Origin of the sequence: Rahnella sp. PD12R (assembly GCF_019200965.1) — a bacterium.
Taxonomy (GTDB): Bacteria; Pseudomonadota; Gammaproteobacteria; order Enterobacterales; family Enterobacteriaceae; genus Rahnella; species Rahnella laticis.
In genome coordinates this window covers 41,067-65,119 of the sequence record NZ_JAHTMS010000014.1, presented here as the reverse complement: position 1 = coordinate 65,119, position 24,053 = coordinate 41,067, and the positions used below count along the sequence as shown (strand labels likewise).

The 24,053-nt window shown below is 50.0% G+C and carries 24 protein-coding genes; 15 read left to right on the top strand and 9 right to left on the bottom strand.

The window, feature by feature from the left end:
* Window positions 1–19: 19 nt before the first annotated feature.
* On the bottom strand, window positions 20–451 hold the full coding sequence (locus KWG64_RS22040; protein ID WP_152325009.1) for a rhodanese-like domain-containing protein: 432 nt from the start codon (window positions 449–451) through the stop codon (window positions 20–22).
* A gap of 305 nt (window positions 452–756) precedes the next feature.
* Here KWG64_RS22040 and gpmM point away from each other — a divergent pair, with 305 nt between their 5' ends.
* From gpmM to KWG64_RS22025, 3 genes are all read left to right on the top strand, one after another.
* A complete protein-coding gene (gene gpmM / locus KWG64_RS22035; protein WP_195816140.1) occupies window positions 757–2,301 on the top strand; it encodes a 2,3-bisphosphoglycerate-independent phosphoglycerate mutase in 1,545 nt (514 codons plus the stop codon).
* 172 nt (window positions 2,302–2,473) lie between these two features.
* Window positions 2,474–3,739, top strand: coding sequence for a murein hydrolase activator EnvC (gene envC / locus KWG64_RS22030; protein WP_255562267.1), 1,266 nt, complete (start codon window positions 2,474–2,476; stop codon window positions 3,737–3,739).
* 2 nt (window positions 3,740–3,741) lie between these two features.
* On the top strand, window positions 3,742–4,722 hold the full coding sequence (locus KWG64_RS22025) for a divergent polysaccharide deacetylase family protein (protein ID WP_218523132.1): 981 nt from the start codon (window positions 3,742–3,744) through the stop codon (window positions 4,720–4,722).
* 56 nt (window positions 4,723–4,778) lie between these two features.
* On the opposite strand, the gene tdh is transcribed toward KWG64_RS22025, so the two are convergent.
* A complete protein-coding gene (tdh, locus tag KWG64_RS22020) occupies window positions 4,779–5,801 on the bottom strand; it encodes an L-threonine 3-dehydrogenase (protein WP_195816136.1) in 1,023 nt (340 codons plus the stop codon).
* A gap of 9 nt (window positions 5,802–5,810) precedes the next feature.
* Window positions 5,811–7,007 (bottom strand): glycine C-acetyltransferase, encoded by a 1,197-nt coding sequence (gene kbl / locus KWG64_RS22015; RefSeq protein WP_218523131.1) that lies wholly within the window; start codon window positions 7,005–7,007, stop codon window positions 5,811–5,813.
* Between the two features lie 242 nt (window positions 7,008–7,249).
* On the opposite strand from kbl, the gene rfaD reads away from it, so the two are divergent.
* From rfaD to KWG64_RS21990, 5 genes are read left to right on the top strand one after another with little or no spacing between them, the layout of a single operon-like run.
* Window positions 7,250–8,182: an ADP-glyceromanno-heptose 6-epimerase gene (rfaD, locus tag KWG64_RS22010; RefSeq protein WP_218523130.1), complete on the top strand. Its 933-nt coding sequence runs from the start codon at window positions 7,250–7,252 to the stop codon at window positions 8,180–8,182.
* A 29-nt stretch (window positions 8,183–8,211) separates the two neighbouring features.
* Window positions 8,212–9,261 (top strand): ADP-heptose--LPS heptosyltransferase RfaF, encoded by a 1,050-nt coding sequence (gene rfaF, locus KWG64_RS22005; protein WP_218523129.1) that lies wholly within the window; start codon window positions 8,212–8,214, stop codon window positions 9,259–9,261.
* The gene (gene rfaC / locus KWG64_RS22000; protein WP_218523128.1) at window positions 9,261–10,229 is read left to right on the top strand and encodes a lipopolysaccharide heptosyltransferase RfaC; all 969 of its coding nucleotides are present in this window, start codon (window positions 9,261–9,263) and stop codon (window positions 10,227–10,229) included. Before rfaF ends, rfaC begins: the two co-directional genes overlap by 1 nt.
* Window positions 10,230–10,231: 2 nt before the next feature.
* The gene (locus KWG64_RS21995; RefSeq protein ID WP_218523127.1) at window positions 10,232–11,146 is read left to right on the top strand and encodes a sugar glycosyltransferase; all 915 of its coding nucleotides are present in this window, start codon (window positions 10,232–10,234) and stop codon (window positions 11,144–11,146) included.
* Window positions 11,121–12,287 carry an O-antigen ligase family protein gene (locus KWG64_RS21990; protein ID WP_255562263.1) on the top strand — a complete coding sequence of 389 codons (1,167 nt, stop codon included), beginning with the start codon at window positions 11,121–11,123 and terminating at the stop codon, window positions 12,285–12,287. Before KWG64_RS21995 ends, KWG64_RS21990 begins: the two co-directional genes overlap by 26 nt.
* Before the next feature lie 51 nt (window positions 12,288–12,338).
* Here KWG64_RS21990 and KWG64_RS21985 read toward each other — a convergent pair whose 3' ends face one another.
* Window positions 12,339–13,433 carry a glycosyltransferase family 9 protein gene (locus KWG64_RS21985; RefSeq protein ID WP_255562262.1) on the bottom strand — a complete coding sequence of 365 codons (1,095 nt, stop codon included), beginning with the start codon at window positions 13,431–13,433 and terminating at the stop codon, window positions 12,339–12,341.
* Between the two features lies 1 nt (window position 13,434).
* Window positions 13,435–14,391, bottom strand: coding sequence for a polysaccharide deacetylase family protein (locus tag KWG64_RS21980; protein ID WP_218523126.1), 957 nt, complete (start codon window positions 14,389–14,391; stop codon window positions 13,435–13,437).
* Between the two features lie 206 nt (window positions 14,392–14,597).
* Here KWG64_RS21980 and rfaQ point away from each other — a divergent pair, with 206 nt between their 5' ends.
* From rfaQ to coaD, 7 genes are all read left to right on the top strand, one after another.
* Complete coding sequence (gene rfaQ, locus KWG64_RS21975) at window positions 14,598–15,680, top strand: putative lipopolysaccharide heptosyltransferase III (RefSeq protein ID WP_370628747.1); 1,083 nt, start codon at window positions 14,598–14,600, stop codon at window positions 15,678–15,680.
* Window positions 15,677–16,807, top strand: a complete 1,131-nt coding sequence (locus KWG64_RS21970; RefSeq protein WP_218523124.1) for a glycosyltransferase family 4 protein — start codon at window positions 15,677–15,679, stop codon at window positions 16,805–16,807. The genes rfaQ and KWG64_RS21970 overlap by 4 nt, the downstream gene beginning before the upstream one ends.
* Entirely contained in the window at window positions 16,807–17,898 is a 1,092-nt protein-coding gene (locus KWG64_RS21965; RefSeq protein WP_218523154.1) for a glycosyltransferase, read from the top strand. Before KWG64_RS21970 ends, KWG64_RS21965 begins: the two co-directional genes overlap by 1 nt.
* A gap of 51 nt (window positions 17,899–17,949) precedes the next feature.
* Window positions 17,950–18,936: a glycosyltransferase gene (locus KWG64_RS21960; RefSeq protein ID WP_218523123.1), complete on the top strand. Its 987-nt coding sequence runs from the start codon at window positions 17,950–17,952 to the stop codon at window positions 18,934–18,936.
* A gap of 126 nt (window positions 18,937–19,062) precedes the next feature.
* Window positions 19,063–20,337: a lipid IV(A) 3-deoxy-D-manno-octulosonic acid transferase gene (gene waaA / locus KWG64_RS21955; protein ID WP_218523153.1), complete on the top strand. Its 1,275-nt coding sequence runs from the start codon at window positions 19,063–19,065 to the stop codon at window positions 20,335–20,337.
* Window positions 20,337–21,104: a glycosyltransferase family 2 protein gene (locus KWG64_RS21950; RefSeq protein WP_218523122.1), complete on the top strand. Its 768-nt coding sequence runs from the start codon at window positions 20,337–20,339 to the stop codon at window positions 21,102–21,104. The genes waaA and KWG64_RS21950 overlap by 1 nt, the downstream gene beginning before the upstream one ends.
* A 6-nt stretch (window positions 21,105–21,110) precedes the next feature.
* Entirely contained in the window at window positions 21,111–21,593 is a 483-nt protein-coding gene (gene coaD, locus KWG64_RS21945) for a pantetheine-phosphate adenylyltransferase (RefSeq protein WP_101079926.1), read from the top strand.
* Window positions 21,594–21,600: 7 nt separating this feature from the next.
* Here the strand turns inward: coaD and mutM are convergent, their stop codons facing one another.
* From mutM to radC, 4 genes are all read right to left on the bottom strand, one after another.
* The gene (gene mutM, locus KWG64_RS21940; protein WP_218523121.1) at window positions 21,601–22,410 is read right to left on the bottom strand and encodes a bifunctional DNA-formamidopyrimidine glycosylase/DNA-(apurinic or apyrimidinic site) lyase; all 810 of its coding nucleotides are present in this window, start codon (window positions 22,408–22,410) and stop codon (window positions 21,601–21,603) included.
* Window positions 22,411–22,550: 140 nt separating this feature from the next.
* Window positions 22,551–22,718, bottom strand: a complete 168-nt coding sequence (gene rpmG / locus KWG64_RS21935) for a 50S ribosomal protein L33 (RefSeq protein WP_004392084.1) — start codon at window positions 22,716–22,718, stop codon at window positions 22,551–22,553.
* An 11-nt stretch (window positions 22,719–22,729) separates the two neighbouring features.
* Window positions 22,730–22,966: a 50S ribosomal protein L28 gene (gene rpmB, locus KWG64_RS21930; RefSeq protein ID WP_101079928.1), complete on the bottom strand. Its 237-nt coding sequence runs from the start codon at window positions 22,964–22,966 to the stop codon at window positions 22,730–22,732.
* A 265-nt stretch (window positions 22,967–23,231) separates the two neighbouring features.
* Window positions 23,232–23,912: a DNA repair protein RadC gene (radC, locus tag KWG64_RS21925; protein WP_195816124.1), complete on the bottom strand. Its 681-nt coding sequence runs from the start codon at window positions 23,910–23,912 to the stop codon at window positions 23,232–23,234.
* Window positions 23,913–24,053 lie beyond the last annotated feature (141 nt).

Genomic DNA, 24,053 nt, shown 5'->3' with positions numbered 1-24,053 from the left:
TTGCGACGGGGTCTGAATCTTACTTACCGCGAACTAAAGGCAGGTTTTCACCGCTCCAGCCGCTGATACCTTCTTTCAACGTGAAAACACGTTCGAAACCTGCTGCGATCAGGCCTTCTGCCGCCGTGCGGGAAGTCTGGCCGGTGGCACAGACAACGATAACCGGTTGCGCTTTGTGCTTGCTCAGTTCGCCCAGGTTATTGTTTTTAATGTCTGCACTCAGCACATTTTGGGATTCTGCGATGTGGCCTTTGCGGAATTCTTCACGCGCGCGAACATCGACAACAACAGCATCTTCTTTGTTGATCAGGCGGGTTGCTTCGCCACGCGTGATCTCTTTCACTTTAGAAAAACGTGTTTTAAAGGTGGTCACAATTACTGCAATCAGTAACGCAACCCACGCCAGGCTGAGAACCGGATGCGCACTGATGAATGGCATAATATCTTGCATGGGGTGTAGCAACTCCCGTCAGTTGGGGGAAAATTCAAGGCTTCAGAGTATACCTGCGCGTCGGCGCAAATACAGCCAGTATGCGCGGGCTAATGCCACAAACTGCGGCACATCCCGAAAAATTAACACGCCTTTATGCCGAAAGTTAACTCCCGCCGCGCTCCATCTTTGATCTCCCACGGCTATTCCCCTTTCAGCGCTGGGGTAAAATCAGCCCGCTTAAATGCACTTAGCCACGCCTGTTTATTCACATCGAGCTGGCGAGCCTATTGAGCATTTCATCTTTCAAATTGAGGTCAATTGACATGTCGAGCAATAAAAAACCGATGGTTCTGGTTATTCTTGATGGCTACGGATTTCGCGAAGAACAACAAGATAACGCGATTCTGAATGCAAAAACCCCGGTCATGGATAAGCTGTGGGCGACTCAGCCCCACACCCTGATTGCTGCGTCAGGCCTTGACGTAGGCCTGCCTGATGGCCAGATGGGCAACTCCGAAGTGGGCCACGTCAATTTAGGCGCGGGTCGTATCGTTTATCAGGATCTCACCCGCCTGGATAAAGAAATCAAAGAAGGCGACTTCTTTAATAATAGCGTACTGACCGGCGCGGTTGATCGCGCAATCAGCGCGGGCAAAGCCGTTCACATTATGGGTCTGCTGTCCGCGGGTGGCGTTCACAGCCACGAAGACCACATCATGGCGATGGTCGAACTGGCTCACCGCCGTGGCGCGAAAGCCATATATCTGCACGCGTTCCTGGATGGCCGCGATACGCCTCCGCGCAGCGCTGAAGCCGCATTAAAACGTTTCTCAGAGAAGTTTGCAGAAATCGGTTCCGGCCGCATCGCGTCTATCGTCGGCCGTTATTATTCAATGGACCGCGACAACCGCTGGGATCGCGTTCAACTGGCTTATGATCTGATGTCTCAGGCCAAAGGCGCGTTCACCGCAGATAACGCTCTGGCAGGCTTGCAGGCCGCTTACGCCCGAGACGAAAATGACGAGTTCGTGAAACCTACCGTGTTGCAGGCTGCCGGCGAAGAAAACGCGGCAATCAATGACGGCGATGCGATGATCTTTATGAACTTCCGTGCTGACCGTGCACGTGAAATCACCCGCGCCTTCATCAATACCGACTTCGACGGTTTTGCCCGTGAAAAAGTGATTAACTTCGGCGATTTCATCATGCTGACCGAATACGCCGCTGATATTAAAGCTGCCTGCGCGTATCCGCCTGCATCACTGAAAAACACGCTGGGCGAATGGCTGATGGCGCATAAGAAAACGCAGCTTCGTATCTCCGAAACTGAGAAATATGCGCACGTAACCTTCTTCTTCAACGGCGGCATGGAAGATGCGTTTGAAGGCGAAGACCGCATTCTGGTGAAATCACCGAATGTCGCGACCTATGACCTGCAACCGGAAATGAGTTCAGCAGAACTGACCGATAAATTGCTGGGTGCGATCGCCAGTGGCAAATATGACGCGATTATCTGTAACTACCCGAACGGCGATATGGTCGGGCATACCGGCGTTTATGATGCTGCCGTCAACGCGGTAGAAGCGCTGGATCATTGTGTGGCTCAGGTTGTGGATGCGGTTAAAGCGGTCGGCGGCCAACTGCTGATCACCGCCGATCACGGTAACGCAGAGCAAATGCGTGACCCGGCAACCGGCCAGGCGCACACAGCACATACCAGCCTGCCGGTTCCGCTGATATACGTGGGCGGCAACGCGCAAGCCATCGAAGGCGGGAAATTGTCTGATATTGCGCCGACCATGCTCTCCCTGATGGGGATGGAAATCCCGGCCGAAATGAGCGGCAAACCGCTGTTTATCGCGCGCTAATTTCCGTTAAGAAAGCGAATTTAAGGCGTATCAGCGCAGGCTGGTACGCCTTTTTTGTTTGTGCATCAGCCGGTTGATTAGTGTTACGATAAGATAAGGGACAGCCATATTGTCTATCATCCACGGTCGACAAGCGGAAAAAAGTTTGAGCAAATTCATTCATTTCAGCCTGATGAGAACCCGCCTTTCCGCTCAGGACAAGGCCGTATCTGCCTTCCCATCTCCAGCCTTATTACTTTGCGCTTCATTGTTAACCCTCTCCGTGAGTGTGCACGCTGACGAAAACAAAGATCAGCTCAAAACCATTCAGCAGAACATTGCGGAAAAAGAGAAAAGTGTAAAGCAGCAGAAACAGCAGCGCGGAACGTTGTTGCAACAGTTGCAGGCACAGGAAAAAACCATTGCCTCCGCCAGCACTCAGTTACGCGGGACACAGTCGACACTGGCGACGCTGAATAAAGATATCGCCGGGCTGAATGCCTCTATCGATAAACTGCAAAAACAGCAGAAAGCGCAGGAAGCCATTCTTTCAAAGCAGCTGGATGCGGCATTCCGTATCGGCCAGCACAAAGGCCTGCAACTGCTGTTAAGCGGTGAAGAGACCGAACGCAGCGAACGTATCATGGCCTATTTTGGCTATCTGAATGAAGCCCGCCAGAAAACCATCGAAGAACTTAAACAAACGCGTACCAAACTGGCCGAACAGCGGGTTTCCCTGCAATCGAAAGAGACCCAGCAAAAAAGCCTGTTAGGCGAGCAGCAGACGCAGCAACAAAAACTTGAGCAGGCCCGTTCGGCACGGAAACAAACGCTGACGGCGCTGGAATCCTCGTTGCAAAAAGATGAGCAAAGCCTGACCGAGTTGCGCGCCAACGAAGCCAGCTTGCAGAATAAAATTGCCGCCGCTGAACGTGCAGCAAAAGCCCGAGCAGAGAAGGAAGCGCGAGAAGCCGCCGCCGTCCGGGCGAAAGAGCAGCAGGCGAAGAAAACCGGCACCACCTATAAACCGACCCAAAGTGAGCAATCACTGATGGCGCGAACCGGCGGTCTGGGAAGACCATCCGGCCAGAATATGTGGCCGGTTAACGGTTCGTTGATACATCGCTTCGGCGAACAGCTTCAGGGTGAACTACGCTGGAAAGGTATTGTTATTTCAGCAAGAGAGGGCAGCGACGTCCGCGCAATTGCCGACGGTCGTGTCATTCTGGCTGACTGGTTGCAAGGTTACGGGCTGGTTGTGGTCATCGATCACGGCAAAGGTGATATGAGCCTGTATGGATATAATCAGGATGCGTTAGTCAGTGTCGGTGACCAGGTCAGAACCGGCCAGGCTATTGCTAAAGTTGGAAACAGCGGCGGACAGGGCCAGCCATCGCTGTATTTTGAAATTCGTCGTCAGGGTCAGGCAGTCAATCCACAGCCGTGGTTGGGAAGATAGCATTGCGATATAAAAAGTCCGTTTTAGCTGCCCTTTGTGGTACTGCGTTATTCGTTTGTCAGGTTCAGGCAGCGAAGCTATCCATCCTGATAGATGACTTTGGTTATCGCCAGCATGAGGAAAACCAGGTACTTCAGATGCCAAAAGCGGTATCCGTAGCGATTTTCCCCAATGCGCCAGATTCGCAGATGATGATGAACAAGGCCCATCAGCAGGGACGTGAAATCCTGATCCACCTGCCGATGGCGCCGCTGAGTAAGCAACCGCTGGAAAAAAATACGCTGACGCCGTCCATGAGTGCAGCTGAAGTGAAGCGCATTGTCGATCAGGCTATCAGTAATATCCCTTACGCCATCGGCATCAATAACCATATGGGCAGCGCCATGACCTCCAGCCTGTCTGGCATGGAAAACGTCATGCAGGCCATGAACGCCCATAACCTGTTCTTCCTCGACAGCATGACGATCGGCAATACTCAGTCGGTCAAAGCCGCTCAGGGCACCCGCGTGAAAGTCATCAAGCGCAATGTCTTTTTAGATGATGTGCAGAATGAAGCCGAAATCCGCCGCCAGTTCGAGCGCGCAATTCAGTTAGCCCGCAAAAATGGTTATGCGATCGCCATCGGCCACCCGCACCCGACGACGGTAAAAGTGCTGCAACAAATGCTGCCAAATTTACCGTCAGATATTGTGCTGGTGCGCCCAAGTGATTTGCTGGATGAAGCCCAACGCAGCGCGCCTTCGGGCAAACCGGTAAATATCCCGCCTGCCAAACCATCACGAAAAGGCATCAGCCAGTGCCGGACCAAACATCCTGTACCGCCAGTTTATGCCGGCAGCCTGTTTACCGTCGTAGGAGAAAGCCTGCAATCGCTTCCAGCCATTCAGTTCGCAGAACGGCAATATGGGGTTTGGGTCGGATTTGTTGACAGAACCACCTCAGCACCAGTGGTAGCAGAACCAACTATTGCGCCTCAAAAATAATACTTAAGGGCCTCTTTGACACAAGAGGCCCTGCACATCAGTACGACCAACCCACACTACCAGTCCAAAATCACTTTCCCTGAGTGGCCGGATCGCATTGCATCGAAACCCTTCTGGAAATCATCGATCGGGAAATGATGCGTAATCAGCGGTGTTAGGTCTAAACCTGACTGGATCAGCGCCGCCATTTTGTACCAGGTTTCAAACATTTCCCGGCCATAAATCCCTTTGATGAACAACCCCTTGAAGATGACCTGATTCCAGTCGATAGCCATTTCGGTTGAAGGAATACCCAGCATCGCAATACGGCCGCCGTGATTCATAGCATTGAGCATGCTGCGAAACGCCGCCGGAGCGCCGGACATTTCGAGTCCCACGTCAAAACCTTCGGTCATGCCAAGCTCTTCCATGACGTCCTGCAAACTTTGCTGGCTGACATTAACCGCGCGGGTTACGCCCATTTTACGGGCCAGCTCCAGACGATATTCATTCATGTCCGTGATCACCACATGGCGGGCGCCCACATGTTTGCAAATCGCCGCCGCCATAATGCCAATCGGGCCTGCACCGCTGATCAGGACATCTTCCCCGACCAGATCAAACGACAATGCGGTATGCACAGCGTTGCCTAGAGGGTCGAAAATAGCCGCCAGATCGTCGGAAATATTGTCCGGGATTTTAAAAGCATTAAAGGCAGGCAGAACCAGATATTCCGCAAAAGCGCCTGGACGGTTAACGCCCACACCTTGTGCATTTCGGCATAAATGCGTGCGGCCACCGCGGCAGTTGCGGCAATGACCACAGGTAATGTGCCCTTCACCTGAAACCCGGTCGCCAAGGCTAAAACCTTTCACTTCCTGACCAATCCCCACGACTTCGCCGACATATTCATGCCCGACCACCATCGGTACCGGAATAGTTTTTTGCGACCACGCATCCCAGTTGTAAATGTGAACATCCGTACCGCAGATGGCAGTTTTACGGATTTTGATCAGCAAATCGTTATGTCCCAGCTCCGGCACCGGCGCATCGGTCATCCAGATGCCTTCTTCACGTTTCAGTTTTGCTAAGGCTTTCACAGACACTCCTCAGGCGATCACGCCAAGTTTTTTGCCAATTTGGGTGAAGGCGCTGACCGCCTTTTCGATTTGTTCCGTGCTGTGCGCGGCCGACATTTGTGTACGGATACGCGCCTGCCCTTTTGGCACCACGGGATAGAAGAAGCCGGTGACGTAGATACCTTCCTGCTGAAGCAGCGCGGCAAATTCCTGTGCCAGCCGCGCTTCGCCGAGCATCACGGGAATAATGGCGTGATCGGCCCCGGCCAGCGTGAAACCGGCAGCGGTCATTTTTTCACGGAAGAGTTTTGCATTGCTCAGCAGCTTTTCACGCAGCTCGCTGCCGGCTTCCAGCATCGACAGGACTTTCAGGGAAGCGGAGACAATCGAAGGAGCCAAAGAGTTTGAAAAAAGATAAGGACGGGAGCGCTGACGTAACCAGTCGATCACTTCCTGACGCGCGGCGGTATATCCGCCGGACGCGCCGCCCAGCGCTTTGCCGAGCGTTCCGGTGATGATATCCACGCGGCCCATGACGTCGCAATATTCGTGCGTTCCGCGCCCTTCCGCGCCAACAAAACCAACGGCATGGGAATCATCTACCATGACCAGCGCATCGAAACGCTCCGCCAGATCGCAAACGCCTTTCAGATTGGCAATGACGCCATCCATCGAAAACACGCCGTCTGTCGCCACAAGAATATGGCGTGCGCCGTCCTTTTTCGCCTGCTCCAGACACGCTTCAAGTTCGGCCATATTATTATTGGCATAGCGGTAACGTTTCGCTTTGCAAAGACGAACTCCATCAATAATTGACGCGTGATTCAGTGCATCAGAAATAATGGCGTCTTCTTCGGTCAGCAGTGTTTCGAATAATCCGCCGTTGGCATCAAAGCAGGAGGAATACAAAATGGCGTCGTCCATCCCCAGAAAATCTGCCAAGCGATGTTCGAGTTCTTTATGAGTATCTTGCGTTCCGCAAATGAAACGTACCGATGCCATGCCAAAACCGTGGCTGTCGAGCCCCGCCTTTGCGGCCTGAATTAATTCCGGATGGTTTGCCAGCCCGAGGTAGTTATTCGCACAAAAATTGATGACCGGCTTGCCGCCCGCGACGGATACTTCGGACTGCTGAGGCGTGGTCAGAATGCGTTCTTCTTTAAACAGCCCTTCGGCACGCGCCTGGTCAAGCTGATCTTCTAACTGGCGATAAAACGAAACAGACATACAGTATTCTCCTGAAATGGCTCATTCACGGAATACCTTACTAACCTGACTGCGAAATAACGATGGAACCGCTCACAATATCTTCGTTTTGCAGCATAGTTCACGCCTTACCGCCTGAAACACAAGAATGCGTGTTATAGGACACCTTCCCAATGTGAGCTTCATAATGAAGTGTTATGATATTACCCAATGTATAAGCTGCGCATGGTGCGTGGCTCTTCTAAAGATTAAAGGTGAATCCCATGATAATCGTCACTGGCGGCGCTGGTTTTATCGGCAGCAATATTATTAAATCGCTCAATGATATGGGATACCGCGATATTTTGGTGGTAGACAACCTGAAAGACGGCACGAAATTCGTCAATCTGGTTGATCTGGATATCGCGGATTACTGCGACAAAGAAGATTTCATTGCCAGCATCGTTGCCGGCGACGATCTGGGTGATATCGATGCCATCTTCCATGAAGGCGCCTGCTCTTCCACCACCGAGTGGGACGGCAAATACATGATGGATAACAACTATCAGTATTCCAAAGATATCCTGCATTATTGTCTGGATCGTAGCATTCCTTTCCTTTACGCCTCTTCAGCCGCCACTTACGGCAGCCAGAGCACCAGCTTTGTAGAAGACCGTAAATATGAACAACCGCTGAACATCTACGGCTACTCCAAGTTCCTGTTTGACCAATATGTTCGCGAGATCCTGCCTCATGCGGATTCACAAATTTGTGGTTTCCGTTACTTCAACGTCTACGGACCGCGTGAAGGCCATAAAGGCAGCATGGCCAGCGTAGCGTTCCACCTGAACAATCAGATCAAAGCCGGTGAAAATCCGAAATTGTTCTCAGGCAGCGAAGGGTTCAAACGCGATTTCATTTACGTGGGTGACGTAGCCGCCGTGAACCTGTGGTTCTGGCAGAACGGCGTTTCCGGTATTTTCAACTGCGGGACGGGCCGTTCAGAATCGTTCCAGGCCGTTGCAGATGCCGTCGTTGCTTACCACAAATCTGGCGATATCGAATACATTCCTTTCCCGGAAAAACTGAAAGGCCGTTATCAGTCCTTTACACAGGCCGATATGACCGCGCTGCGTAACGCCGGTTACGACAAACCGTTCAAAACGGTTGCTGAAGGCGTAACGGAATACATGAGCTGGCTTAACCGCACAGTATAAGTCCGCTGATTGAGGAATGGATTAACGGTATGAAAATACTGGTAATTGGGCCGTCGTGGGTCGGTGACATGATGATGTCACAAAGTCTCTACCGCACGCTGAAAGCGGCGCATCCGCAAGCGCAAATCGACGTGATGGCACCTGCATGGTGCCGTCCTTTACTCGACCGGATGCCGGAAGTGCGTCAGGCTCTGCCGATGCCGTTAGGCCACGGTGCTCTGGAACTCGGTGAGCGGCGCCGTCTGGGCATTTCGCTTCGTGGCGAACAATATCAGCGCGCCTTCGTGCTGCCTAACTCGTTCAAATCAGCGCTGGTTCCGTTCTTTGCCCGCATTCCTCAGCGTACCGGCTGGCGTGGCGAAATGCGTTATGGTCTGCTCAATGACCTGCGTGTTCTCGATAAAGCCGCCTTTCCTCTGATGGTTCAGCGCTATGCCGCGCTCGGCTACGACGCGCAACAAATCCGCACCGCTGCCGACCTGCCGCAGCCAATTCTCTGGCCAAAATTACAGGTTTCAGAAGCGGAAGTGGCGGCGGTTAAAATCTCCTTTGCCATCAGCGATAACAGGCCGTTTGTGGGCTTTTGTCCGGGAGCAGAATTTGGCCCGGCAAAGCGCTGGCCGCACTATCATTACGCTGCTCTTGCCGAAAAACTGATTGGCGAAGGACAGCAGGTGGTGCTCTTTGGTTCTGCGAAAGACCACCCGGCGGGAGAACAAATCCGCCAGTCACTAACGGAAAGCGCGCAGCCTTTCTGCCTGAACCTGGCGGGTAAAACGTCGCTGGATCAGGCGGTTGTAATGATTTCCGCCTGTCAGGCCGTCGTCAGCAATGACTCAGGGCTAATGCACGTTGCGGCCGCGCTGGATAAACCGCTGGTTGCCCTGTACGGGCCGAGTAGCCCGGATTTCACTCCGCCGCTCAGCCATCAGGCCAAAGTTATCCGCCTCATCACCGGCTATCATAAAGTCCGCAAAGGCGATGCCGAAGAAGGCTACCACCAGAGTCTGATCGATATTCAGCCAGAACAGGTTTATCAGGAATTAAGTCAGTTACTGAATTCAGGGAAGGAGCAGTAATGCGGGTTCTCATCGTCAAAACATCGTCAATGGGTGACGTTCTGCATACTCTCCCGGCACTGACGGATGCCATGCAGGCTATCCCCGGGATCCAGTTTGACTGGGTCGTGGAGGAAGGTTTCACGCAAATTCCCGGCTGGCATCCGGCGGTAGATCGCGTTATCCCGGTAGCCATCCGGCGGTGGCGCAAAAACTGGTTTGGTTCTGAAACCCGCCAGCAACGTTGTGATTTCAAACGTGAAGTGCAGTCACGGACTTACGATGCCGTCATTGACGCACAAGGCCTGATCAAAAGCGCGGCACTGATTACCCGTGTCGCAAAAGGCGAAAAGCACGGTCAGGATTGCAAAAGTGCCCGCGAGCCTTTTGCCAGCTGGTTTTACAATCAGCGTCACGAGATCGATAAAAAACAGCATGCTGTAGAACGCACCCGTGAGCTTTTTGCAAAAAGCCTGGGCTATGATAAGCCGGCGATTCAGGGCGACTATGCCATCGCCGCACGCTTCCTTTCACATCCACCGGAAGATGCTGGCCAGTATCTGGTTTTCCTTCACGCTACCACTCGCGCTGATAAACACTGGCCTGAAGAGCACTGGCGTGAACTGATTGGCCTGTTCAGTACGCAGAATATCCGTATCAAACTGCCGTGGGGCGCAGAACACGAATATCAGCGTGCGCTGCGACTTGCAGAAGGTTTCCCCTTTGTTGAAGTACTACCAAAATTAAGCCTGCAAAATGTGGCTGAAGTGTTGGCAGGGGCAAAGGCTGTCGTTTCAGTCGATACCGGCCTGAGTCATTTGACTGCCGCACTTGATCGCCCAAATATCACGCTTTACGGCCCGACAGATCCCGGGCTGATCGGGGGATATGGGAAGAATCAGTTTATTTGCCGCCCGCTATCCGGGAATCAAATTGCGGACATTCTTCCTGAACAGGTAAAAACACTGCTCGATAAGGAGGCCGGTTAATCGTGGGATCTTTTTTCAAACAGATTTACCGATATACGCACCCGCGGTCATACAGGCACAATGAAAATTTATGGCCCTATATGAAAATCGGCAGAGCGCGTTCGGGGGAAATAAATAAACTCGAATACCGCGGCCAGTCAGTACCCATAGCTGATCTTTCCTCATTAAAAGGAAAGTTTTCCGGGCCGGTAATGCTGACTGCCACCGGGCCTTCCGTGAGAGAAATTGATTTTACCCAACCCCCTCTCCCGGTTCCCGCTTTTGGCGTTAACGGATCATGGTCACTGAGCCTATTTTTTGAATTCTCGTTTTACGTTATCGTAGACATGGGATTCTTTGATAAAAAGCCCGAAATCGTGGCTAACATTGTCGCTGCTCGCAGTTTAACCTTATTTACGACGGCGCATGGCATAGCCAGAATCGTTGATCGCTTCGGATTAAAAAGTATTCAGTGCACATTAGCGCTTATCGAAGATGCTGCCTGTAAAATTTACCAGCCCGCACTCAAACCTCGTGAACTTAAAGATTTTTATATAAAAGAAAACTTTGTTGCGTTTACTCAGACCCGTGCAGATATCGGTTTTTCAACGGATATCCGGCAGGGAATTTTTGATGCCGGTACTGTGATTTACTGGGCATTGCAGATTTCCGTGTATCTTGGTTTTACAGAATTGTTTATCGCAGGCCTGGATATGAACAACTTTGATAAGCCCCGGTTTTATGAAAGCCAGAGCGAAAAACAACCCACGAACCTTGAAGGTATTTTTACAAGCCTTGTTTTACCTGCATTTGAACATGCCAGCTTATTACTTAAAGATAAGAAAATAAGAGTTGTTAATCTTTCAGTCAATAGTGCTATTCCAGACTACATTTTTGAAAAGGTTTCATATAATGATGCATTTTTTAAGAAGAATTAATGCAGAGCATCTTTATTATTTATTTTTTACATTGTTTCTTTTCTTCAGTGCAATTTTTTGCGGCTATACAAGATCGACAAACCTCTTCCATTTATCGGGAATAGCTTTCCTTTTCCTAATTTTCAGAAACAAAACATTTCGCGATAGCCTTCTGCATAAAAAACAAATGCTTTATGGGCTGTTTTTTTGCTCAATCTATCTTTTGTATTTTTCACTGAGCACCCTTTGGGGAGACATCCCGTCAAACCTTGAGTCAGCGTTAACACACAGTTTATACATTCTGATCTTTGTCGCCATGGTCGCGAAAATATTAAGCAGCGAGAAAAGAGAGATTGCTCTGACAGCGATAATTTTCGGATTTGTTGCTTTAGCGCTCTTCTTAATTGTTATTGATTATCAAAACTTACTGACCAACCGACTGATGAGCCCAATATCTCCCGGACCGAGTAATGTCATCGATGTCGGTGGATACTTTTCAATCGGGATAATTCTGTCTTTGCTGGCGTTCAAAGAGAGTAAGAAACCTGTGTTTATCATCACAGCATCTATACTTTTTATCGCATTATTACTCACTCAAAGCCGCGGGCCCTTTATTGCTCTTCTGATCTCTCTGATCGTAACGTCGCACTATAAAATCCTTTCCAGGAAAAACGTTTTAATTGCTGCCATCGCACTGGTCGTTGTCATCACAGCCATGTCATATATTGGCATTACTGAGATGGTCATTGAACGTTTTCAGGAGCTATCATCGCAGGTTTACTTACGTCTCAGTATCTGGCGACATACTTTTGAGGTGATCTCTCCTGACATAGTTTTCGGTTACGGTTTTGATAAGAGTCTGAATTTCATTAATTACAGCGGCGAGCACATCACAACGACACATAGTTTGTATCTGGGCGCCATGCTGAAAGGTGGGTTAGCAGGCTTAGTTTCACTTCTGCTTCTGCTTGGTTATGTCGCTCGCAGGGCGTTTGGCTACATAAAAGAAGACAGGCGCTTTGAAGCGGCAATCTTCATTTTTATGCTGATTTTTTATCTTTCTCAGGGAATGTTTAACCTCGGTAATCCCAGCGAAACCTGGTACTTATTCTGGTTCCCGATAGGTGTCTTGCTGGCCGGAGAAATAAAGAAAGCCCAATAATAAATGACGAAATAGAGCAAGGGAGAAATGTCTATTCCCTTGCTCTCACCATCAGCGCGGTAACAATAATTCGATTCTTTCCAGAACATCCTCAGCATTAATGATAGCTAAAGGCTGTATCTTTATATCTGCCGCCAGATTTTTAATATCTGTAGAAACACGCATGATCTGGTGCAATTCCATATCCTGATAAGGCCCTGTATGGTCAGGATTTGCTGTCACGAAAAGGCTGACAGTTTTAGTTTTCAGCGCGACGGCAAGATGAAGCGGTCCGGTATCTCCGGTAACGAGTAAATCCATGTTTTCTATAATGCCCATCAATTGCTTCAGATCGGTTTTTCCGATAGAGCTGGTCACCCTTTTTGCTTCATCTTCCGATAATGAATTCAGGAAGAATTTTTCATAGGCCAGTTCTTTTTTTGTCCCAATCAGCACAACTTCATACTCCGGCCCCAATTGGAAAAGTAGTTTCGCAAGCTCAGAAAACTTTGATATCGGCCAGCATCTTATTGGTTCAGAGGCGCCCATCTGAAAACCAATAATTTTCTTTCCGGCTTCTTTATTAAGATGCGGGAAATCAACTGGAATAACCATTTCATTATTGGATACATCGCAACCTAACAAACTGCACATATTCAATTTTCGTTGAATCAGATGGCAGCTTAAAAACGATCCTTCGTTGACAAGCCACTTTTCCATCCCAATATTCTTACCGCCGTATATATCCTTGACGATATATTGGGAGCCGGACATCACTGCACTAAGAATGTCGTAGGGCGCTTTTGAGTGTAAGACTACCGTTAATTGAGGAGGCTGCTCTTTAAGTTGTTTGACCAGTTTTTTGACGTGTTTTACTTTCTCATCCCAATACACTATCCGGTCAAAAAAAAGACTTCCCTCGACGAGGGTTTTATTTTTTTCACTGGAGACCAGTGTAATAAACGCATCCGGATAACGTTGTCTTATCGCACGAATGGCGGGCGTATTGAACATTAAATCGCCCAACGCCGTAGTCGAGTAAATGGCAATACTTTTAAAATTCTCTTCTGACGAGAATGACTTGCGGCTTTTCAGTGTAGGTTTAATCTTTACATAACAATGTAAGAAAAGATTAATCCAAAATATTTTCATTCTTTTCTGCGACATTTTAGTTCATCTTCCGTTGATAATATTCTGCCAGAGTCATCCCCTGTGCCCGTTCGCTTATCCAGCTAAACAGCTTTTCCAAATCGTCGTAGAGTCTTTCAATGTCTTGTTCGTTTTTAAACGTCGGGCTTCCGCCAGGCATGAACTCTGAAGAGTGCAGCATGAACTCGATATAGTCGGAGCCCTGCTTCAGAGACTGTTCAGCAACCTTTTTCATATTCTCAACATTGCCACCGGATGGGCGCAACCAGAGCGTAGAGGGTGAACGGTTCTTTCCGCGAAGTTTATCGTAGCCGCTCTTAATATGATTGAGCATTCCCGAGTGCTTAAGCTGAATACTCATCGGGACTTCAAGAAGAGGAGAGTTGCCCGCTTTTGCAATATCATTGAGGTCAATGAAATAAGCCTCTTTCGGGAAACGGCTGTAATCCGTTCCGCCCGCCCCTTCAGGGTTACCCGGTGAAGATGACCAGTTCACATGCGGCGTCACCGAACAATCAACAAGATATCCCTGCTCAACCAGCAGCGACGCATAACACTCATTAAACGCCCAACGACCCGCGCGATGGCTGAGCATTTTGGTCTGGAAATTGTCTTCCAGCAGTTGCGTCATAAATGCCACTTTGGCCTTGATTTGGTCTTTAGGGAATTCGATCAGATAAGGCTTGTGTCGCCAGTCATCATCGGTCAGCGCGACAAGTGGAGGGCTATTCCAGGCATGCAAATGCATGCCAACTTCGCCCTGCCCCCGCCGGATCACATCACTGGCAAACTCCACATAAGCAGCATCCTGCGCCATTTCATAATTCGTCAGATAAACGGGCTTAAAGGCATACTTTTCGCAAAGGCTCTGGAATCGCGGCAGAAAGCGGGTGTTCTCAGTGGAAATGCGCTCATGATTTTGCCAAAGATTGTCACCCTCGGTATCTATGGTGATGATAAATGCGGGTTTTTTCATTGAACTGGCCTAATTTTATCTTATTAATCAAACGTACAGGATGACGGTTACGCGGGCATGCCCATGCAAACATACCGCTATGACAACAATTTATTGGATTGTTTCTATTTTTTGGGATTTTCACCCTCAACGCAAGAACCGTGTTGGGTGTAGCCTGAGGCTTCAGTGTACTTTAGAATCGTACTTTGATTCCTAAACAGTGATGAATTATGACGACTGCTCAAGCACAAAATCCGGATTCCTCTATCAAGCGTATCCTTATCATCAAACTACGTCATCACGGCGATATGTTGCTGACGACCCCGGTCGTCAATGCATTGAAGGCGCGTTATCCTGACGCTGAAATTGATATGCTGATATACCAGGAAACCCGGGATATGCTCGCAGCAAATCCTTCCATTCATTACTTGCATTGCATCGACCGCACCTGGAAAAAGCTCGGAGTGTGGTCCCATATGGCTCATGAAATTCATTTAATGAAACAGGTCATGTCCCGCCATTATGATCTGACGCTCAACTTAAGCGATCAGTGGCGAAGTGCCATCGCAACCCGACTCACCGGCGCGTCTGTCCGCCTGGGATTTAATTTTCCAAAGCGTCAGGGTGCATTTTGGCGTTTTTGCCACACCCAACTGGTCAGTACAAGAAACCATCATGCACTTCATACCGTTGAACAAAATCTCTCCCTTCTGGAACCCCTTCAGCTTCCGTCGATAAAACCGGAAGCCACGATGAGTTATGCTCAGGAAGACAGTGAAAAGGTACAGCATTTATTACAGCAGAATCAGGTTTCTGGCCGTTATATTGTCGTGCAGCCTACCTCTCGATGGTTCTTCAAATGCTGGTCAGAAGAAAAGATGGCCGCCATGCTCACGCAATTGCGCGCTGAAGGCTATCCCCTGATTGTCACTTCCGGGCCGGACAAACACGAGCTCGCCATGGTCGATCGTATCCTGAAACTTTGTCCGCAGATCAATGTGATTTCTCTGGCGGGCAAATTAACGTTGCCCCAGCTTGCCGCCTTGATTGATGGTGCCGCGCTATTTATCGGCGTGGATTCTGTCCCGATGCATATGGCGGCGGCTTTGAAAACTCCGCTCGTCGCTCTGTTTGGCCCGTCAAAACTGGTTTTCTGGCGCCCGTGGGAAGCCATAGGTGAAGTGATTTGGGCCGGTGATTTCGGGCCACTTCCTGATCCGGACAATATCGATACCAACACATCAGAACGTTATCTGAATGCCATTCCCGTAAACGTCGTGACTGATGCGGCCAGGAGATTATTAGCATGAAAGCATTCCGGCTTGCTTTAGTCCGCCAGAAATACCGCCCTGACGGAGGCGCCGAACGGTTTGTTTCCCGGGCGCTGGAAGCACTTGAAACCCAAAATATCGAGCTTAATGTCATCACCCGCGAATGGCAGGGTGACATAAACCCCGACTGGAATGTGCATCTGTGCAATCCCTGGAAATTTGGTCGTGTAAGCAGGGAACGTGGTTTTGCCAATGCGGCCCGGCAAATCTGGCAAAAAGAGAACTTCGATTTAGTGCAAAGCCACGAACGAATACCAGGCTGCGATTTATACCGGGCCGGTGATGGCGTTCATGTCAGATGGCTGGAAGAGCGTTCGCGATTGTTGCCTCAGCACAAAGCGAAAAGACTTTTCACCGACCGGTTTCACCGTTACGTCATGCAAGCAGAAAAGGATATGTATGCCGCGTCAGAGCTGAAAGCGGTCATCTGTAATGCCGAAATGGTTAAAAAAGAAATCATTGAGCGGTTTTCTGTGCCAGCAGAAAAAATTCACGTCATTTATAATTCTGTAAATAACCAACATTTCATACCCGCTACAACCCCACTGCGTGCTCAGTTACGCCAGCAATATGGTGTGCCGGCAAATGCAACTTGCATGATTTACGTTGGCTCGGGCTTTGAGCGCAAAGGCCTGGACGCGGCAATCAAAGCCATTTCAGGAACGTCGCGACATCTTCTGGTAGTCGGCAAAGATAAAAATGAGCCACGGTACCGCGAATTAGCGGCTGCAACCGGCTGCAAAGATCGGGTGCATTTCTTTGGCGTTCAGCAAAATACGCTGCCGTTCTATCAAATGGCTGATGGATTGCTTCTTCCTACACTATACGATCCATTCCCCAACGTGATTCTCGAAGCCATGGCCTGTGGCCTCCCCGTGATCACTACCCCAACTTGTGGTGGTGCCGAGTTTATAGAAAATGGAAGAAACGGATTCGTTTGTGATGCGCTGGATATCAACGACCTGCAGCAAGCGATTATGGCTCTGCCGTCTAATGTGGTAGATTCTCGCGAGTCTCTAAACTCACGGGAAACGGTCATGAACAATACGCCTCAGCGCCTTTCAGAGCAGCTTCTTAACCTCTATAAAGAGCTTCTGAACCGATGATAAATATTCTGATTGTTATTGATGGTTTGCCTGGCGGCGGTGCTGAGAAGGTTGTTTTGACATTAGCTGAAGGCTTCCTGCGCGCCGGACACCGTGTTTCGCTATTTTCATTAAGAGACGTTTGTGAGTATCCGCTGCCGGAAGGTCTGAACTACCGGGTGATCAAAGATAAATGCCGCGCGCCGTGGCGTAAAATCACTGAGCTTACACGACGTGCCCGGTTGCTTGATCAGGCCGTACAATCCAGCGATGAGTTCGATTTGGTATTATCAAACCTGCACAAAACTGATCGTATCGTTTCCCGCAGCAAATGCCTCCCCCGCCATAAAGTCTGGTTTTGTTTACACGGGATGTTCTCAGCGTCTTATCTGGGGCACCGGACTGGCCTAAGCCGCTGGCTGAAGAAACTCAAGATCAAAAGGGTTTATCAGAACCGGAATCTCGTGACCGTTTCACAGGCTGTGGCAGATGATTTAGCCCATTTCAAACTCCGTCCCTCGCAGCTTAAGGTGATCTACAACCCGTTCGATATTGAAGCAATCAGGCTGGCAGCAGCTCAACAATGTGAGTTTTCTCCGGGATCGTACCTGATTCATGTAGGTCGTTTTCATGAGAATAAGCGCCACGACCGGCTCATTCAGGCTTATGCTGAAAGCCATATCGAACTCCCTCTGGTTCTGCTGGGCCAGGGGTCAGAGGCGAAAACCGAAAAGCTGAAAACATTAGCTCAGGATCTCGGCGTGGAAGACAAGGTTCTGTTTCCCGGATTCAGGCCTAACCCTTATCCTTTCATTCGAAATGCAGCAATGCTGGTGCTGAGTTCGGACAGCGAAGGGTTTGGGAATGTATTAGTTGAAGCCCTACTTCTGGGCACCCCGGTCGTCAGCACACGTTGCCCGGGCGGCCCGGCTGAAATCCTGCAAGGTGAACTTGCCCGCGGGCTGGCTCAGCTGAACAGCCATGATTTAGCCAAAGTGATGGTGGATATTTACCAGAATCCCCCGGAAATCAATCAGGAAACGTTATCAGGCTTTGGCATTGAACCTATTTGCGAACAATATTGCTCGCTGGCAAAAAATGCTGAGAGCTAAATAAGAATTCATTCTGAGCACCCGCTGCTCTACGTCTATTCCAGGATAATTATGCTGCAGATCCCTTCACTGAGTATTATCGTTGCCGTTTATAACGGGGAGAAATTTCTCGCCCAGTTTTTCGACAATATCATCCAGCAGGCATTAACCGATTTTGAGATGATTATTGTTAACGACGGTTCAACGGATAAAAGTGCAGAACTTATTGAATCCTATCGGGAATCTTTTGAGGCGTTCAAGGTATTCACAATTGAAAATCAGGGCGTTTCTACCGCACGTAATCACGGTTTGTCGCAAGCCACGGGCCAGTATCTGGCATTTCCGGACATCGATGACAATATTCATCCTGGTATGTATCAGAAACTGCTGGAGATGGCTGATAAGAACTCGCTGGATGTAGCAACCTGCAACGGGCGCTATGTTTATGAAAATAGTGAAAAAAACAAAATAATCTTCCCGCCAGAACGTTTATCTTCGACAGGCGTGATTTCGGGTGACGTCTGGCTGAAACAGGCGCTCAACTCCCGCAAGTTTCTGCATGTGACCTGGCTGAACATCTACAATCATGATTTTATTAAACGTCATCACTTTTCTTTCGAGCCAGGGCTCAGACATCAGGATATTCCATGGACGACTGAGATTCTGCTGGCGGCAGAACGTGTTCAATATACCAGTGATATTTTCTACGATTATTTAATTCATTCGAATTCGGTTTCACATAAAACAGACGGTGACGCAACCGAAGTCCGCTCTGCACATCATTACATGAAGATTCTTCGTATGCTGGATGATATTAATCATCGGTATCCGGAGAAAGTCGCTAAAATTCCAGCGTGTAAATGGCAAATAGCAAAAGAAGGTCTGGGCATTCTTCATACTGTCGACAAAATAAAAGACCCGGCATTGAAGAAAAAACTGGTTGAGGAAATTTTCCAGCTAGGTGTCTGGAACCTGATGTGGCGAAACGCCAATACTTTTCGCCTCCGCTGGCGGCTGGGGCGTCGGTATTTCAAATTGCGAAAATTAATCAGTGGATAGATCCCGTAACGGTCGGTAACCGCATCCTGATGCGCGAGCCCCCTGCCTCTGGCGTTAAAAGTATTAGCTTTGATTTGGCTAAAAACTTAGAATTCCAACCCTACTCGAGACTTCACGGATATTATGTTGCAAACGCTGTATACAGTTCTTCTATACCTCATCCAGCCTCTTATCTGGATCCGTTTACTGGTACGTGGCCGGAAGTCACCGGCATACCGTAAACGCTGGGCTGAACGTTATGGCTTCTGCAAAGGGAAGGTGGTTTCTGGCGGCATCATGCTGCATTCAGTCTCCGTGGGCGAAACACTGGCGGCAATTCCTTTAGTCCGTGCCCTGCGTCATCGTTATCCTTCTTTGCCGATCACGGTGACCACGATGACACCAACGGGTTCCGAGCGTGTTCAGTCCGCTTTTGGCGCCGGTGTTCATCACGTTTATCTTCCTTATGATCTGCCAGGATCGCTGAACCGTTTTCTCAATGAGGTGAACCCGAAGCTGGTTATCATTATGGAAACCGAGCTTTGGCCAAATCTCATCAGCGCCCTGCATCGCCGTAAAATACCTTTAGTGATTGCTAACGCGCGCCTTTCCGAACGCTCGGCCAAAGGCTACAAAAAGCTGGGCAAATTCATCCGCACTATCTTGCAACGTATCACGCTGATTGCCGCTCAAAATCAGGAAGATGGCGACCGCTTCCTTTCGCTGGGATTAAAACGCAATCAGCTCGCGGTTACCGGTAGCCTGAAATTTGATATTTCCGTGACGCCGGAGCTTGCCGCGAAAGCCATCGCGCTGCGCAGTCAGTGGGCATCACGCCGACAGGTGTGGATTGCGACCAGTACGCATGAAGGGGAAGAAACCCTCCTGCTGGAAGCGCATAAAGAATTGCTGAAAGCTCACCCGACACTGCTGCTGATCCTTGTGCCGCGCCATCCGGAACGTTTCCCGGTTGCCTGTGAACTGACGCGCAAAGCAGGTCTGACCTTCACGCAGCGCAGTACGGGAGAAGTGCCTTCGTCGGGAACGCAGGTCGTGATCGGCGATACGATGGGTGAGTTAATGCTGCTGTACGGAATTGCCGATCTGGCGTTTGTTGGCGGCAGCCTGGTCGATCGCGGAGGCCATAATCCTCTGGAAGCCGCAGCACACGCCATTCCTGTCCTGATGGGTCCGCATACGTTTAATTTCAAAGATATCTGCGCCAAGCTCGCGCAGGACGATGGGTTGATCACCGTGACGGATACGCCGTCGCTGGTCAAAGAAATCTCCACGCTGCTGACAGATGAAGATTATCGTCTGTATTACGGGCGCCACGCGGTAGAAGTTTTGCATCAAAATCAGGGCGCGCTGCAACGCCTGCTGCATTTGCTGGAGCCTTATCTGCCTGTGCGGGGTCATTAATGGCCGATAAAAAACGTTTATCCGTCGTGCTGATTGCACGCAATGAAGCAGATCTGCTGCCCGAATGCCTCGAGTCTGTGGCCTGGGCAGATGAAATCATCCTGCTTGATTCAGGCAGTGAAGATGCCACACCGGACGTTGCCCGTCAGTTCGGCGCGAAAGTGTTCACCAACGTGCAATGGCCCGGTTTTGGCAGGCAGCGCCAGTTAGCGCAAAGCTATGCGACCGGCGATTACATTTTGATGATCGACGCGGACGAACGGGTTTCCCCGGAATTGCGTCAGTCGGTTGAAAACGTTCTGAATAATCCTCAGGAAAATACGGTTTACAGTCTCGGCCGCAGTAATTTATTCCTCGGAAAATTTATGCGCCACAGCGGCTGGTATCCCGATCGCGTCAACCGCTTATATCCTTCAGCCTTCCGCTATAACGACGATTTGGTTCATGAATCGCTGAACACGGGCAATGCCGCCGTTATCCCTTTGCAAGGCGATTTGCTGCACCTGACTTGTCGGGATTTATTTGCTTTCCAGCGCAAACAGCTCAGCTATGCCGAAGCATGGGCCCGTCAGCGCCACCAGCAAGGCCGCCGTTGCAGCTTTTTCTCTGTCATTTCACACACGTCAGGCGCATTCATCAAAACCTGGGTCCTGCGGGCGGGTTTTCTGGATGGAAAACAGGGTTTGATCCTGGCGGGCGTCAATGCACAGTATACTTTCAATAAATATGCCGCCCTGTGGGCGCTCAGCCATCAACTGCAAAAGTGAGCCTGTATGAGCACTAAGGCAATTTATCCCGGCACTTTCGACCCGCTGACTAACGGACATCTGGATATCGTGACGCGTGCTGCGCTGATGTTCGATCACGTCATTCTGGCGATTGCCGCCAGCCCGAGCAAAAAACCGATGTTTACTCTGGATGAACGTGTAGCGCTGGCCACGCAGGTCACTTCTCATCTGAAAAATGTTGAGGTGATTGGCTTTAGCGATCTGATGGCGAACTTTGCCAAAGCGCAGGGCGCGAATGTGCTGGTGCGTGGCTTGCGTGCGGTGTCTGACTTTGAATATGAGATGCAGCTGGCAAACATGAACCGGCATTTGCTGCCGACGCTGGAAAGCGTATTTATGATGCCATCAAAAGAGTGGTCGTTTATTTCATCATCTCTGGTGAAGGAAGTGGCCCGCCACGGTGGCGATATCACGCCGTTCCTGCCTCAAAAAATCACTCAGGCTTTGATGGAGAAGATCAGCGCCTGAGTCTGTTCTACCGCTGGCAGTTAGGGCAAAAAAACGTGGTACGCTGAGCGTGTTTCTTACTCTCGACAGGCGTACCGCATACCCTGCAAGGCTCGCCAGCGCGGCCATAAACCTGTAATTCCTGCGCGAAATACCCCGGTTTGCCATCCGACTGAAGGAAATCTTTCAGCGTGGTTCCGCCCTGCTCAATGGAACGTAGTAACACCGCTTTAATGGTTCTGACGAGTAATTCGGCCTCATCGCGTTTAAGCGAATGCGCCAGCCTGTCCGGTGAAATTCCCGCAACAAACAGCGATTCGCTGGCGTAAATGTTGCCTACCCCGACTACCAGTTTGTTGTCCATCAGCCAAGGCTTGATGGGGGATTTTTTTGTGCGCGACTTTTCCAGCAGATAATCGGCCGTAAAATCAGTACTTAAAGGCTCCGGCCCGAGGTGCGCTAAAACATTGCTGGCCGCCAGATCTGAAGACCATAACCAGGCTCCAAAACGTCGCGGGTCGGTATAACGCAACACGTAACCGGTATCCATCACCAGATCGACATGGTCATGTTTACCTGGCTCGGTTTCTTCCGACAAAATCCGCAAACTGCCAGACATGCCCAGATGAATGATGATCCAACCCGTCTTGAGCTCAACCAGCAGGTACTTTGCACGACGCTGAACGCTCAGCACCGGCTGGTCACTGAGCGACAGAATCTCTGCAGAAACAGGCCAGCGCAGACGCGGATTACGCACGATAGCGTGCATGATCGTGTGGCCTTTCAGATAGGGTTCAATCCCTCTGCGGCTGGTTTCAACCTCAGGTAATTCCGGCATAATTTCTCCCTTAGCAGAATGATTCTCAGAGTGTGTCGCAGACATCGGCATCAGGCAAACAAAAGTCGCGCTGAGCGGAAATGGCCAAATTCAGGCAATAAAAAACCCGGCCGGAGCCGGGTTTTATTAATCCACTAAAATTATTTAATTTTAGCTTCTTTATAGATCACGTGTTGACGGACAACTGGATCGAATTTCTTCAGTTCCAATTTTTCCGGCTTAGTACGCTTGTTCTTCGTGGTGGTATAGAAGTGACCAGTACCAGCAGAAGAAACCAGCTTGATCTTCTCGCGAACACCTTTAGCCATGATGCAGTTCCTTAATACTTCTCACCGCGGGCACGCAGATCGGCCAAGACCGTCTCAATACCCTTCTTATCAATAACACGCATACCTTTAGCAGATACACGCAGAGTTACAAAGCGCTTCTCAGCCTCAACCCAAAAACGGTGGGAGTGCAGGTTCGGCAGAAAACGGCGTTTGGTCGCGTTCAGTGCGTGGGAACGGTTGTTACCGCTCACCGGGCGCTTGCCAGTAACTTGGCAGACTCGGGACATGTCTATTCTCCAAAAATCAAATCAGCTCGAGCTTCGTATAGGGTATGGCCGCCTCGTCAGGCTTTTAGAGCCCATCTCAGCAAACTCCACTGAGAACCGACTCACTGTCGTCGGGTAAAAACCAATTCATCAGGTTAGAAACCTGCTGAGATAGGCTCTTAACGCCAAACCCAAGATTCTCAAAGGTGGCGTAGTATACGCTCTGTAGCGTAAGTGCTCAAGTCCCGAACAGCTAAAGATCCCTAAGGATCTTCAAAAAACGACGCTAAATCCAACCGCGTTCAGCAAAAGAGACTGTTTCTCCGTGGCCTACAACCAAATGGTCGAGGACGCGAATTTCCAGCAGTTGGCACGCTCGAATAATCTGTTCAGTCACTTTCCGGTCCATCAGGCTGGGCTCAGCCCGACCGGATGGGTGATTATGCGCCAGAATTAGGGCTGCCGCATTAACCTTCATCGCACCGCGAACAATTTCGCGGGGATACACTTCTACGTGCCCAATAGTACCAGCAAACATCTCCTCATGGCGAATAACGCGATGCTGGTTGTCGAGAAAAAGTACCAGAAAGACCTCTCTTTCCCGAAAAACCAGCAAATTCTGCAGATATTCCCGCATGACCTCAGGGCTGAGCATCGCATTCTCAGCATTGAGGTGGCGTAAATATGACCGGCGCGACAGTTCTGAAACTGCAACCAACTGTGCAAATTTCGCGACGCCCATCCCTTTAATGCCCGCCATTGAATCAAAATCAGCCATCAGCAACTGATGCAGAGAACCGAATTTTTCCAGAAGATTCTTCGCCAGCTCCATGACGTGCATCCCCTGACAACCGGTGCGCAGATAAATCGCCAGCAGCTCCTGATCGGTCAGCCCTTTTGCGCCCTGTTGCAGTAGTTTTTCCCGCGGAGGCAACTCTCCCGGCCAGCTTTCCTGTGCTTTCGTCATCCTGACTCCTTTTAGGCGCCGATTGTGGCACAGAGCGCTGCCTGCGGGCGTTTCTGGTTTAAAAGCCTGCGAGGCATTACGCAGAATTTTTATTCATCCGCTTAAGAGCATCGCCAATAGCTGTCATCATTCCGCGTTATG